15 protein-coding genes are annotated in these 13,288 nt (G+C 56.4%); 7 read left to right on the plus strand and 8 right to left on the minus strand.

Annotated elements, in window-relative coordinates:
• Both KVT38_RS31875 and KVT38_RS31880 read right to left on the minus strand, forming a co-directional pair.
• A partial coding sequence (locus KVT38_RS31875) for a hypothetical protein (protein WP_217597787.1) occupies positions 1–361 on the minus strand: 361 nt, incomplete at its 3' end.
• Complete coding sequence (locus KVT38_RS31880) at positions 349–1,065, minus strand: response regulator transcription factor (RefSeq protein ID WP_217597788.1); 717 nt, start codon at positions 1,063–1,065, stop codon at positions 349–351. The genes KVT38_RS31875 and KVT38_RS31880, both read right to left, overlap by 13 nt.
• Positions 1,066–1,271: 206 nt before the next feature.
• Here KVT38_RS31880 and KVT38_RS31885 point away from each other — a divergent pair, with 206 nt between their 5' ends.
• Complete coding sequence (locus tag KVT38_RS31885) at positions 1,272–1,490, plus strand: aspartyl-phosphate phosphatase Spo0E family protein (protein WP_254639710.1); 219 nt, start codon at positions 1,272–1,274, stop codon at positions 1,488–1,490.
• Here the strand turns inward: KVT38_RS31885 and tadA are convergent.
• Entirely contained in the window at positions 1,476–1,937 is a 462-nt protein-coding gene (gene tadA / locus KVT38_RS31890) for a tRNA adenosine(34) deaminase TadA (protein WP_368859195.1), read from the minus strand. The two genes, KVT38_RS31885 and tadA, sit on opposite strands and share 15 nt — an antisense overlap.
• Positions 1,938–2,179: 242 nt before the next feature.
• Between tadA and KVT38_RS31895 the strand changes: the two genes are divergently transcribed.
• Positions 2,180–3,025 carry a hypothetical protein gene (locus tag KVT38_RS31895; RefSeq protein ID WP_217597790.1) on the plus strand — a complete coding sequence of 282 codons (846 nt, stop codon included), beginning with the start codon at positions 2,180–2,182 and terminating at the stop codon, positions 3,023–3,025.
• Positions 3,026–3,527: 502 nt separating this feature from the next.
• On the opposite strand, the gene KVT38_RS31900 is transcribed toward KVT38_RS31895, so the two are convergent.
• Complete coding sequence (locus KVT38_RS31900) at positions 3,528–4,388, minus strand: flagellar motor protein MotB (RefSeq protein ID WP_217597791.1); 861 nt, start codon at positions 4,386–4,388, stop codon at positions 3,528–3,530.
• Positions 4,366–5,175, minus strand: coding sequence for a flagellar motor stator protein MotA (gene motA / locus KVT38_RS31905; protein ID WP_217597792.1), 810 nt, complete (start codon positions 5,173–5,175; stop codon positions 4,366–4,368). Before motA ends, KVT38_RS31900 begins: the two co-directional genes overlap by 23 nt.
• A 210-nt stretch (positions 5,176–5,385) precedes the next feature.
• Here motA and KVT38_RS31910 point away from each other — a divergent pair, with 210 nt between their 5' ends.
• Complete coding sequence (locus KVT38_RS31910) at positions 5,386–5,718, plus strand: TFIIB-type zinc ribbon-containing protein (RefSeq protein WP_217597793.1); 333 nt, start codon at positions 5,386–5,388, stop codon at positions 5,716–5,718.
• Between the two features lie 94 nt (positions 5,719–5,812).
• On the opposite strand, the gene KVT38_RS31915 is transcribed toward KVT38_RS31910, so the two are convergent.
• Positions 5,813–6,292: a GNAT family N-acetyltransferase gene (locus KVT38_RS31915; RefSeq protein ID WP_217597794.1), complete on the minus strand. Its 480-nt coding sequence runs from the start codon at positions 6,290–6,292 to the stop codon at positions 5,813–5,815.
• 234 nt (positions 6,293–6,526) lie between these two features.
• On the opposite strand from KVT38_RS31915, the gene KVT38_RS31920 reads away from it, so the two are divergent.
• The 3 genes from KVT38_RS31920 (at position 6,527) to KVT38_RS31930 (ending at position 10,016) form a co-directional block, all read left to right on the plus strand.
• On the plus strand, positions 6,527–7,741 hold the full coding sequence (locus KVT38_RS31920) for an MFS transporter (RefSeq protein ID WP_254639711.1): 1,215 nt from the start codon (positions 6,527–6,529) through the stop codon (positions 7,739–7,741).
• A 274-nt stretch (positions 7,742–8,015) separates the two neighbouring features.
• Positions 8,016–8,882, plus strand: a complete 867-nt coding sequence (locus KVT38_RS31925) for a sulfurtransferase (protein ID WP_217597795.1) — start codon at positions 8,016–8,018, stop codon at positions 8,880–8,882.
• A 462-nt stretch (positions 8,883–9,344) separates the two neighbouring features.
• A complete protein-coding gene (locus tag KVT38_RS31930; protein ID WP_217597796.1) occupies positions 9,345–10,016 on the plus strand; it encodes a hypothetical protein in 672 nt (223 codons plus the stop codon).
• Here KVT38_RS31930 and KVT38_RS31935 read toward each other — a convergent pair.
• Entirely contained in the window at positions 9,996–11,159 is a 1,164-nt protein-coding gene (locus KVT38_RS31935; protein WP_217597797.1) for a site-specific integrase, read from the minus strand. The two genes, KVT38_RS31930 and KVT38_RS31935, sit on opposite strands and share 21 nt — an antisense overlap.
• Before the next feature lie 179 nt (positions 11,160–11,338).
• A complete protein-coding gene (locus KVT38_RS31940) occupies positions 11,339–11,539 on the minus strand; it encodes a hypothetical protein (RefSeq protein WP_217597798.1) in 201 nt (66 codons plus the stop codon).
• Between the two features lie 143 nt (positions 11,540–11,682).
• Here KVT38_RS31940 and KVT38_RS31945 point away from each other — a divergent pair, with 143 nt between their 5' ends.
• The gene (locus KVT38_RS31945; protein ID WP_217597799.1) at positions 11,683–12,039 is read left to right on the plus strand and encodes a hypothetical protein; all 357 of its coding nucleotides are present in this window, start codon (positions 11,683–11,685) and stop codon (positions 12,037–12,039) included.
• The last annotated feature ends 1,249 nt before the right edge of the window (positions 12,040–13,288 follow it).

Consider the following 13,288-nt stretch of genomic DNA (forward strand, 5'->3'; position numbering starts at 1 on the left):
GGGCGGCCAGCTCGCGGCCGAGCGCGGCCTCCGCCGGCGTCGCGTCGCCGGCGCCGAGCTGCCGGGCCCACGCCTCGGCCAGCGCCGGATCGCGCGCTGCTAGCGCGCCAAGGGCCGCCGTTTCCCGAGCGATCCAATCCTTGCTCAGTCGGTCGGCGCTATATGACGAATAGGCCCACAGCAGGATCGCGGCCGTCCCGAACGCCAGCAGGAAAATGACGACCAGCCGCCGAACGCTCGAGCTGCGCCACATGCGCCGCCAGCCGGGCTTGAGCGAGCGGGCGGGCTTAGCCTGAGCCGACATGGCGCTTGCGACGGATCTGCGCCCGTCCGCCTCGCGATCGCCCGTCAACCGTTCCATTTGTACCCCGCGCCGCGCACCGTCACGATTTTTTGCGGCTGCTGGGGATTGTCCTCGATCTTCTCCCGAAGCCTCCGAATGTTGACGGCGACCGTGTTGTCGTCGATGAACGCCCCGTCATGCTGCCACAGTTGTTGCATAATCTGCTCCCTGGACAGAACGGCGCGCGGGTGGGTCATGAGCAGCGACAGCAGCCTGAACTCCGTCACGCTGAGCGCCACTTCACTGCCGTCCTTGAGCAGCCGCATCTCCGCGACGTGCAGCCGCAAGTTGCCCGACGTCAGCGCCGGCTCGTCCGCTGCGGTCGTGCTTAGGCTTGGGCTCGAGGTTGGCCCCCTCCTTCTCAGCACCGCATGAATCCGCGACAGAAACTCGCGCAGCCTAAACGGCTTTGTAATATAGTCGTCCCCGCCCAGATCCAGCCCCCGCACGATGTCCAGCTCTGTATCGCTCGCGGTCAGAAAAACGATCGGCGTCGCGTCCCCCGCCGCGCGAAGCTGCGCGCAGAAGTCGAAGCCGTTCCCGTCGGGGAGCTGGACGTCGAGTACGATCAGGTCGAAAGCTGGGGCGCGGCCGGCTACCGCAGACCTGGCATCTGCCACATTGTAGACGCCGGTCACGTCAAACCCCTCTTGCCGCAGCGTGAACTCGATGCCGCGATGCAGGGAGGCGTCGTCCTCGACCAGCAGAAGATGTCGATTCACGCGCACCGCTCCTTTCTCATCTACTGCAACTAATGCAATAATATGTATAAATTTGCATGTCAAAAAATGAGAGAAATTTACTCATTTTGATCGACATTATTCAACATTAATCGAAAACTTCTTCATTTATAATAAGTATACCTATTCGCACGGTTGCAAGGCTGCTATGCATCTTAGCGATTACCAGAGAAAGGGGCGGAGCCGCATTGGATCCCCACCCGTTAATCCACCGTCTCGAGCAGCTTCAGCGCAGGCTGTGCGAGATGGCCGCCCGGTTGGACAAGCTGACCGACCCTGAGATCGTCGCCGTCAGCGAAGAGGCGGATCGTCTCATCGTCCAGCTGCAGCGTATGCATATGGAAGAGCAGAGCCTGAAGAAGATCGAAGCCAGGTCCAATGCGGAGCCGCCGTCAACCCTTTCTTGACCGAAGCCGCCTGAAAAAATGCCTGAGCAAGTCCGCGCAAGGCTCTTGAAGGACGCCGGACGTCCATTCGGCCCGGTGATTGAAGCGCGCGTCCTGCAGCAGATCCATGAGCGTGCCGACGCAGCCCGCTTTCGGATCCGGTGCGCCATATACGACCCGCTCGACGCGGGACTGAAGTATCGCGCCGGCGCACATCGGGCAAGGCTCGTGCGTCACGTAGAGCGTGCAGCCAAGCAGGCGCCACGCCCCCAGCGAGTCGCTGGCTTGCCGGATGGCGACCATCTCCGCATGGGAAGTCGGATCGAGGCTCGTCTCCCGCAGGTTGTATCCGGCCCCTACGATTTGCCCCTCCTTGACGACGACCGCGCCGATCGGCACTTCGCCCAGTTTTTCCGCCATCTCCGCCTGCTTGATCGCTTCCAGCATCCATCTCTCGTCTTCCGTCACGTACCGTGTGCTCCTCTCGCTCATCCCGCGAACATGCATTCGTTGTTAACATGGTGTGTATAGTTTTGTGGATAACTAGAGGCTTTTCCACAGAGTTATTCACATGTTGTGCAAAGGTGTGGGTATAACTGATTTTTATTGTATCAGAGTGCAAAAGAAGTTCAAATGCGCGCCGAACCGCGAATATATATAGCTTGTAGACGAGCCGCCCCGGGTGCGGAGCGGAAGAGGAGGCATGCGAATTGGGAAAAAGGGGATGGACGGAACGGTTCCGGCAGGCGACCGATCTGACGCCGGCAGGCAAGACGCCGATACTGGGGGCCGCGCGCTGTACGGCAGAGGAGATGCGCGGGTACGTCTCCCGCCGCAATCCCGAGGCGCCTGATGTGGCCGAGCGCTACCTCGCTGCGGGAGAGCGGCATGGCTTGCGCGGAGATCTGGCGTTTTGCCATGCGGTGCACGAGACGAACGCTTGGCGCGGCAGAGGTATTGAAGGTGCAGGCTGGTCGGCGGGAGCGGCCGGGCTGTCGGCGATTGGATGGAGCAGCGCCGATCTGGAGGGGGCCGCGATCGAGCAGGTGGTCGAGGCGCATATGCTGAAGCTCGCGCGGTACGCGTTTCCCGAGCGGTTCGCGCAAGCGAAGGCGTCGGCAGAGAGCGCTGCCGGGCAGCCGGCTATCTATCGGCGATGGACCTATTGGGAGGACCTGGACGGCGTCATCCACCCGGCGCGCAGGGACGGGAGCGGCACGGTCGCGATCTGGCGGCGGATGCTGGAGTGGGCAGGCAAAGGAGGAGAGAGCCGAATGAACAGCAATGTTAAAGGCTTGGGCGATGTGGAAAAAAGAGCCGGAGGCGGCCCGCAGGATGAGCTTCGTACGAGTGGGATCGCCGGGGATGGGACAGAGCTGCAGTGGCTGCTCGCGCGCGGGTTGGTACAAGAGCCCGCGCCGGCGGCAGGCAGAGCGGTGACCTGGGCGGAGCTCGCAGGCCTGCTGCGGAGATGGGAGGAAGTCGCGGGACCGAGGCGATCGGAGCCGGGGACGCCAGGGGCAGCGGCGTTCGAGGCGGAAGCGAAGGCGGACTGAGCGCTGGGGGGGCTGCGGCTTGCAAGGGCAAGGGGCGATCGCCTTCTCTACAGCAGTCGATGGCGCCCGAGTGTTGCAGCTTGGCGCCATCGCCTTCTCTACAGCAGGCAATGGCTCCCGAGCGTTGCAGTTTGGCGCCATCGCCTTCTCTACAGCAGTCGATGGCGCCCGAACGTCGCAGTTTGTTCCAATCGCCTTCTCTACAGCAGTCGATGGCGCCCGAGCGTCGCAGTTAGTTCCCATCGCCTTCTCAACAGCAGTCGATGGCATCCGAGCGTCGCAGTTAGTTCCGATCGCCTTCTCTACAGCAGTCGATGGGGCCCGAGCGTCGCAGTTAGTTCCCATCGCCTTCTCTATAGCAGTCGATGGCGCTCGAGCGTCGCTGTCCACCTCATCACCTGCTGTACAGCAGGCGATGGCCGACGCCAACGCCGTAGCGCCTCGGCGCCCCCGCATACATAAAAATCCCCTTCCGTCCGAAGACTGAAGGGGATTTGTGTATTCAATTGACGTTGATGGCGGAGGCTTCATGGGCGATCGCGTCCAGCTTCATGCTCTCCGTCGTGTTGTCCGTGTATTTGCGGAGGATCGAGACTTCGACACGGCGGTTCTTGGAGCGGCCGGCATCCGAGTCGTTCGAGTCGAGCGGCCGGTATTCGCCGTAGCCGATCGCGCTGAAATTGCGCGGATCGAACGCTTGATTCTCCAGCAGGATCTTCATGAAGTTGATCGCGCGCTTGGAGCTCAGCTCCCAGTTGGAGGCGAACTCGTACGTGTTGATCGGCTGGTTGTCCGTGTGCCCGGAGACGATGATCTCGTAGTCGGGGTAAGCCTTGAGCATGTTGCCGATCGCGACGGCAAGCTTGCGGGCTTCGGGCTTCACGTCGGCGGTGCCGGACGGGAAGAGCGCATTGTCCCGGATCGTGATCATGAGCTGGGACTGGTTCAGGTTGGTCTCGAGCTGGCTCGACAGGCCGCCCTTCTTGATGTACTGATCGAGCTGCTTTTTCAGCTTCTCCAGATTCTCCTGTTCCTGCTTGGCGAGCGTCTGACGAGCACTCTGTTCCGTGCGGGTCATCGATTCTTGATTCTTGTTCGTATCGGCGCGCGCCTCGCGCTGCCGCTTGCCCAGGTCGTCCGTCTCGCTCTCGATGGCGGCCGACTTGTCCAGAATGCTGATGCCGGAGGAGAAAGCGGACTTGAACGCCTCGCTAAGCTCTTCGAGCTTGGACACGTTGACCGAGCTCGCCGCGTACAGCACGATGAACAGGGCGAGCAGCAGCGTCATGAGGTCGGAGTAGGGAAGGAGCCAGGATTCGTCCGCATGCTCCTCGTGTTCTTCATGCCGATGCTTTTTGCTCACGGTCTGAATCCTCCTTCTCGGCCATCTCCTTGCGCTCGGTCGGCGTCAGGAAGACGGACAGCTTCTGCTGGATCGCCGTCGTCGATACGCCGGATTGGATGGAGAGCAGGCCTTCGACCATCATCAGCTTCAACTGCACTTCGCGTTTGGACATGCGCTTGAGCTTGTTGGCGATCGGGTGCCAGAGGACGTAACCGGTGAAAATACCGAGCACGGTCGCGACGAACGCGCCGGCGACGGCGTGGGCGAGCTCGCCCATGTCTTCAAGGTGGCCGAGCGCGGCGATCAGGCCGACGACGGCGCCAAGTACGCCGAGTGTCGGCGCGTACATGCCTGCCTGGGAGAAGATCAGCGCACCGGATCTGTGCCGATCCTCGGTCGCGGCGATGTCCTCGAGCAGCACGTCATGCACGAAGTCTTGATCGTTGCCGTCGATGATCATGCGCATGCCGCTTTTCAGAAAAGGATCTTCGATCTCTTCGACGCGAGCTTCAAGCGCAAGAAGACCTTCGCGGCGGGTGATCGATGCCCAGTCGACGAACATGCCGATGACCTCCTGGCGGGAGAGCAGCTTCGGCTCGGAGAAGATGAGCTTGAACAACTTCGGTACCTTCGCGAGGTCGCGCATCGGGAAGGCCATGCAGACGGAAGCGATTGTGCCTGCGACGATAATGACGTACGCGGCCGGATTGCTGATCAGCGAACCCAGCGGTGCGCCCTTAAGGATCATGCCGATGATCAATGAGGCGAAGCCAAGCACGAGTCCGATTACTGTTGAGTTTTTCATTATGGTTCGCACCCCGAATGTTCTATAAGATTCTAGTCAAAGCGGAAGAGGGCCCTTCCAGCGACACGGTAATACGTTTATCGACATTTTCCAGTCGAACTGTTAGAGGATACGCAATGTTTGTTAAGAAAAAGTGCGCGGCGCAGCGACCTGCAACCGGCAGCGCATTCATCCGTAGTAGAGGAAAACAGGCAAAGGAGGCAGATCAAGTTGAATTGTCCGATTTGCGAGGATTCGCGCATGCGCGAAGTGGAGAAGAACGGCATTCTGATCGACGTGTGTCCGAGCTGCAAGGGCGTCTGGCTGGACCGGGGCGAGCTGGACAAGCTCATGAACGACGTGCGGGAGGTGCGCGCGGAGTACAATGAGTGGCATTACCGGGACGACGATGACGACCGCAGGCGTTATGCACAGCAGCCGAATTACCCGCCTCAGCCGTCCTACGATTCGCACCAGCAGCCCTACGGCAAGCACAACAGCGATTATTATAAGAAAAAGAAGAAAAAGAGCGTGCTCGACGTTTTCGGCGATTTGTTCGACTAATTCGACTGGCCAACAGACCAGAACCCGTTGCATTGTGGATGCAGCGGGTCTTTTTGTGGATAAATTGTGGATAAGGCCAGGATAACCTCTTGACTTATCCACCGAAAACCATGCAATAGACGTCGACCTCGCCGTGCGCCGCCTGACGCGAATAGCGGTCTGCGATCTTGAAGCCCGCCTTTTCGTAAGCTCGGATCGCCCGCGTGTTCCAGGTCTCGACCTCCAGGTCGATCTGTGCGCCGGGATATCGCGAGCCCGCTTCCAATGCGATCGCGCGGGCAAAGGCTGCGCCGCTGCCCCGTCCGCACCGGTCCGGACGCATGCCCATCCCGAGACGCACGACGCCTTCCATTGGAAAAAATTGCGCATAGCCCACGAGCGCGCTGTGCTCGTCGCAAACCGAGACGTACTGCCGCCTGCGGATCTCCGCATCTCCGAATTCCTTGCCGTCGCGGGTCATCGCCCGCCAGGACGGCCAGCGGAACTGCTCGTAAGGCGCCGGGTAGCGCCATTCGCATACGGCCGCGGCGTCCGACTCGGACATCGGCCAGATCTGGAATTGTGGCATGCTCATCTGGCGGGCCTCCTAGCTGTCTGAACGTTTTCCGTGAAGCTGTCCGGTATCTATTATAAAGGGGAATGTCCCGCGGGGACAGGGTTTGAAGACGCATCGGGCGCTGAGTCTGCGACAGGAACGGCGACAGAAACGGCCAAATGCGCCATGACCTTCGCATCGCCCCCATGCTATGATGAAGGAACTTGACGGAAAGGATCCGCCGGACGGCGGGTCGGAAGGAGTTCGCTTTACATGATTCGGCTTATTTGGTTAGGATGTCTGGCCTATCTGACGGTCGGTCTCGGACAGCTCGTGGTCGGCGCGGTGATGGAGCCGATGGTCGGCGCTTACGGCGTGCAGTATGGGGACGGCGGACAGCTTATCATGAATCAATTTCTCGGGGGCCTCGCCGGGACGCTTCTGGCGCCTTGGCTGATGCGGCAGCTGGGCAGACGAACGCTGCTGCTCGGCGCGATGACGCTGATGGCCGCGGCTGAGATCGCATATTCGCTGGCGCCGCCCTGGGGTGCGATGCTCGCCTTGGGACCGGTCGCCGGCTTCGGATTCGGCATCACGGAGACGGTTGTCGGCTCGTTCATCATCGGCTCCGCAGGCGAGAAGGGGAACGTGGCCATGAGCCGCGTAGAGATGTCCTTTGGCTTGGGCGCGCTGTTGATGCCGCTCGTCGGTGCGCTGCTCATCGACATCGACCGATGGCGCTTGGCGTTCGGCGTCGTCGGCGTACTGGCCGCGATCACCGTCGTACTGTGGGTGTCGTTGTGGCCGACGATTCTGAACGCCGCGCCTGTCGGCAACGGACAGGTTGATGTGCAGGGCAAAAAAGGGCGGAAGTCCGTACGCCTACCGCTGCTCGGCACGGGCCCGGCGCGTTGGGTGCTCATCGCCTGCGCCGTTTTCTTTTTCCTCTACGTCGGCTTCGAGATGAGCTACGCCCACTACCTGCCTACGCTGCTCGTGCAGGCAGGCGGCATCACCGAAGCGACAGCGGCGCTGGCGCTCGGCGTCTATTGGGGCGCCATGACGATCGGGCGGCTGTTCGCAGGGCAGCTGGCCGACCGGATCGGCAGCACGTCGTATCTGCTGTCGATGTGCGGGATCGCGGCTGCTGCCTTTGTACTGATGGGCCTCTTCGGCGGCCCGGCCCCGATGTTCGTGCTGGCAGGCGTCGCGGGTCTCGCGATGAGCGGCATGTTCGCGATCGCGCTCGTCTTCGCGAATCGCTATGCCCCGGGCATGACGGAGCGCACGACGAGCCTTCTCCTGGCGTGCGGCCTGTTCGGCGGCGCCGTACTGCCCAAGCTCGTCGGCTGGAGCTTGGACGAGCTGGGCGGAGACGAGACGCGGTGGCTGCTGGCCGGCTTCGCGGTGCTGCTGCTCGCGGTCGCCGCCGCCGCTTCGGCGGCGAGCCGGAAGGCGGCCCGCGCGGCGGCGAAGCTCGCGGCGTAGCGCTATCGTGCAAAAGTGCGTCATCCAAGGCTGGTATGCCGGGTTTTGGCGATTGACCGCGCAAAAAGTACGCGGTAGCGTGTCTCTTTAACCGAGAAGCCGGGTGTTTCGGTTAAAAATCGTGCACTTTTGCGCGGTAGGCAGAGGCGGTGAGAGGACGCGATTTTCGATCGTGTACTTTTGCGCGATAGCCCGATGCAGGCCGCCCTTCCGGCGGCGACGTCCGATCCGGTATAATGCCTGTATACCCCTATCGGAAAGAAGGCGTTGTTCCTTGAATCATATCGTATCGCTCAAGTGGCTGCTGGCCCGTCTCTACGAATCGGACCTTGTCATCGTCGACTGCCGCTTCCAGATGGGCAAGGGCCAGGAGAACGCGGGCCGCGAGGCTTACGAAGCAGCCCACATCCCGGGCGCCGTCTATCTCGATCTTGAAAAGGATCTGTCCGCGCCGGTCGAGCCCGACGGTCACGGCGGACGCCACCCGCTGCCGGATGCAGCGCAGCTCACCGGCACGTTCAGCCGCGCCGGCATCGGCAACGCCTCGCGCGTCGTCGCCTACGACGACCAAGGCGGCGCCATGGCTTCGCGGCTGTGGTGGCTGCTCAAGTATCTTGGGCACGACCAGGTTTACGTGCTGGATCAAGGCTTCACAGCCTGGCGCGAGGCCGGGTATCCGGTGAACGCGGAGCAGCAGGTACACATCCCGGCGCCGTTCCTGGCCGAAGTGCGGCACAGCATGCTCGCCGAAGTCGACGACGTGCGCGAGCTGCTCGGCACCGACAAGGCGACGCTCATCGACTCGCGTGAGCCCGCTCGCTACCGCGGCGAAGTCGAGCCGCTCGACAAGGCCGCCGGGCATATCCCGGGCGCGATCAACCGCTTCTGGAAGGACGCGCTGAACGAGCAGGGCAGCTGGCGCGACGAGACCGCGCAGGCCGCGCGCTTCGAGGGGTTGGACAAGGATGCGCCGCTTATCGTTTACTGCGGCTCAGGCGTTACGGCTACGCCGAATGTGCTGGCGCTGCAGGAGGCAGGGTATACGAACGTGAGGTTGTATGCGGGGAGTTGGAGTGATTGGATTACGCACCCTGACAACCCCATTGCTGTCGGAGACGAGGAAGATTCAAAAGACGCATAATAGTATCTGTACATTGAACAAGCCGCCATGTAGCCCAAAGGCCATGGCGGTTTGTTCTGTATATTCGGAGTCAACACGAAGTCAACAAACGTATCTTGAAAGCATGTACAGGGCCTTATCGGACCGAGCGCACGCTCGTATCTTCGAGCACATCCTCTGAGCCCCGTCTTTACGCCCGTGTATACAGAAAAAGCCGGGGGGCCCCACCGCTACTCGGTGTCAGCCCCCTCGGATACGAATGGTTTATGCTCCAGGCTACTTGAGAAATGAAGAAAAATCAACAAAGCTGGCATAATTTTTGAGCGTCAACAATCAATCAACTTTTGTTGTTTTATAATCGTTATGCTACCTTTTCACTCTACTTGAAGTCGCCCTGTGAGTGTCGCCATACTTTTACCCTGTTTATATAAATATTCAATATATTATAATCAAGTTATAACTTGAAATATAGAGGTGGGCATTTTGAATAATATTGATCAAATTGTTTCCGCATTTGAACAAGATAAGGGGTATGTGCTGGAAGGGCTAGCAGAGCATCTTGAATTATTGGATACCATTGTTTCTGATGGAGCTGGGGTAAGTTGGTCAAATAGGCTTGTTCTTTATGAGTATCTTGAACCTAAATCTGAAGAAGAATTTTTGCAGTTGGTGCGCCATGTTATGGGTTTTATGAATAGAGTGGAAATGTGTTACTATACTTCAATTACCAAAGCATATTCACAAATTGAAGCTGCATTCTCAAGCATAGTAAAAATTTCAGAGAATTATCCGGAATATAAAAAGAAATACGGAAACAAAAAGGGTTCTTCAGAATTAGGTAAAATGTATAACTTTATTGTTGAGGATAAAAGGTACTTATTTAAAGCAACTGAATTGAAATTAATAGAGTTTGTCGATAATGAAGTTAGAGAGGAAAGAAACCGTATCGTTCATGAACTACATAAGCTCACCTCGCAGGATGATGCAATAAAATTTATCGGGGATGGTATAAACCTACATGATAAACTTCAAATGTTCTACCAAGAATATGCTAATAATATTTTCCATATATATGGAATTTTTGAGTATGTTATTACAATATGCAAGAAGATCTGGAGTGTTTATCATGAACGTTCAAACCTCCTTAACCACTGATAATAAGGAGTCGAGTTCGTTTGCAGCTTTATAATCGATCCCATAGGTATGACTATAACGGTCTAAAGTGATGCCGACCGACGAATGCCCGAGACGTTCGCTTACGATCTTTGGGTGTACGTTCTGCTTAAGCAGAAGGCTAGCATGCGTGTGACGCAGATCATGGAACCTTATCCTGGGCAGTTCCGACTTGCGAAGTAAGTCGAGCCAACGCGACTCGAAGTAATAAGGATTTATTGGGCATCCGTACCTTGTCTGGCTTACAAGCCCGTGGTCGTTGTACTTTGGGCCTGCCGCCAGTTTGTCCTGTGCGAGCAGGATCTTCTGTCGTTTCAAAGCTTCCAGCGTGATCTGAGGCAGAGCGATGGTTCGAATCCCGGCCTTCGTCTTCGGTTCTTGAAAAATGTGTCCTCGTTCGCCTCGAGTATACGACTGGTTCACGGTCAGCGTTCCGGCTTTAAGATCTACATCAATCCATCGAAGAGCGATTGCTTCTCCACGACGAAGGCCACAAGTCGCGGCCAGCAAGATGATCATGTAGTAGCGATACGACTTGGCGTAGTCGAGAAACTGGACGAGTTGCTCGTCCGTCCAAACGTTAGCTTTGGTCTTCGGTACACGCGGCGGCTGTACGAGCGCAGCAACATTCCGATGAATGAGTTCGTGTCGCATAGCGGTAGCGAGACCATCATGTATGACTTTGTGGACATGGTTGATGGTTTGCGGTGCCAGCTTGTTCTCTTTCTTAAGATCTCCGTAAACATTCACCAGATGTTGTGGTGTCAGCTTAGCCAGTGGGATTTGTCCGAGCCTCGGGGTAATGTGGCAGTTGATGAGCCACTTGTACGTCTTCACGGTTCCCGGCCGACTGCGTTGTCGTTTGGCCTCAAGGAACTCCGTGAAGTATTCCTGTACGGTCTTTTTCGTCGGTTCCAGATATGACCCTCTGCCCAGATCAGACAGCGCCTGCGCCAACGCAGCCTCAGCTTCCTTGCGAGAAGCAAAGCCAGCCTTCATCTTCTGCCGACGCTTCCCGGTCTCGGGATGCTTCCCCATTTCGATGGTGTACGCATACGTCCCATTTTTACGTTTCGATATACAGCCGCGCATAAAAATCCACCCTCCTCGTTGATTTTTTCCCATCGATTAAAAACTCCAGGAAAAAACTCCGTCAAGGAAGTCGGTTAGGACAAGCTCTCGTTTCGTTGGCCAATCCAAAAGTTACTTTTTATGTTGACTCCTAAATAAAAACGGAAACGTTGTTAATTGAACTAAAGGCTGCATTTTGCATGACTTCGGTCACGCAAATGCAGCCTTTAGTTCTACTTGTTTCTTTTCTTCTGGAAGAGAGTAGCCACATACATTGCACTCTCACGTGCACCATCTTGCCGACCCTTTAAGTAACCGGCTTGAAACGCCTTTTTTACTATGGCCTCTAAGCCTTCATTCTCTTTTACAAATCTTGCAATAACTGTAGCACCCTTTAATTTGTTTCCATTCTTGTCAAGACCATTTTTCAACATACTTATCTCCCCCTTCAAATAATGCTCGACCTGTCGTGAGTTGAATTTAATTTCCTAAAAATAGTATAATTAAATATCTGCATAAATTCAATATAAATTCAAAAAATATGACTTATTTTTCATTTTTAAAAGGTGGGCTACTTATGAACAGAAAAGTCTTGGCGTCGGTCCTGAAATACGCTTCCTTGTGCCCTGATTTAAAGACCAAAGATTATAAGGTCCTATTGTACTTACTTCCGAAGCTACGAGGTGGCGAGTTTATTAAAATAAATCAAGGCAAAATAGCTGATGACCTTGAAATTGCAAAAACAGACGTTTCTAGGTCTGTGAGGAAGCTAATAAACAATGAAATAATACAACCCCTTAATATCGGAACTGGATGGAAGCTAAACATAAGACTTCATCCGTACACCTATGAGGATATCTCGGGAAAAATCTTAGAACAGCTTTACGAAGAGTCTGATGACGAAGACGAAAACGAAGATGAAGTAGAAGACTGATAAAATTAAGTCATAACATGGCCGAGGGGGCTGACACCGAGTAGCGGTGGGGCCCCCCGGCTTTTTCTGTATACACGGGCGTAAAGACGGGGCTCAGAGGATGTGCTCGAAGATACGAGCGTGCGCTCGGTCCGATAAGGCCCTGTACATGCTTTCAAGATACGTTTGTTGACTTCGTGTTGACTCCGAATATACAGAACAAACCGCCATGGCCTTTGGGCTACATGGCGGCTTGTTCAATGTACAGATACTATTATGCGTCTTTTGAATCTTCCTCGTCTCCGACAGCAATGGGGTTGTCAGGGTGCGTAATCCAATCACTCCAATCTGATAACCATGATTTTGACCGCTCGCAGATACAGCGGATCAAGTCGGGAGACGACCACGCAACGGCACGTTGATCCGTTAGCGTCATTGTTCCCACAACCCATCAATCCTTGCCCCTCACTTTCGGTCGGGAGCGATGAAGATCGGCCCGGCGACCCGTCAGCGTCGTTGTATCATTCAGCGACAGAGCGAGGTAAGCGAGCAGCTCCGAGGCGCTGGGAGGTGGGAGACCCGCCAGACGAACCCAAATACAGCGCCAAAAATCCGGTACCTGACAAAGAACAGCAACAAAAGCCGACAGAAAATACAGCGCACTGGCAAACAACTTCAGAATAGATAAGAATAGACGAAGAATAGGCCAAGAATACAACCTAGAATAGGCATGTACACATGTCTGTATGTAGAACTAGAAAGAATTCGGACACACTTGTACGCTTCAGAATAGAAAAAGGAACAACACACTTCACTCGGAACCCATGCTGTCCTCCCGACCCATAAGACAAAATCGGCTATTCCGCTCTATTCTGAGCGTCCCCCCTCGTCGGCAAGGCACTCCGGCACACCCAATCCTATTCTGGACCTATTCCAGTACATTCCGGACCTATTCCGAGTTGACCTAGCCGCCGCGAACTCTTTGCAGGAGAAGTCTCGGCATTTCTTAAAAGTGTTCTTTGCCTTGGCCGTCCGTTGTCAGCCTCGCCATGTACCCAACCAACTGACCGCGCTCTTTCTCTCCGACCACGTGAGCCTGACGTGCAGAAACCCTAGGCATGTACGCTGACCGGGTAAGCATAGAGGGCAAACTTGCCTCCGCTACAGCCGCCTGATCTCAGCGATCCCAACGACCAACATGCTCCACGCCTTGCGGGCAAGGGTTAAACCGGGTTTAACGGGGTTTATCCGGGTTTAACTGGGTTTAACA

It is taken from the genome of Cohnella sp. GbtcB17, assembly GCF_019091135.1.
Classification (GTDB): Bacteria; Bacillota; Bacilli; order Paenibacillales; family Paenibacillaceae; genus Cohnella.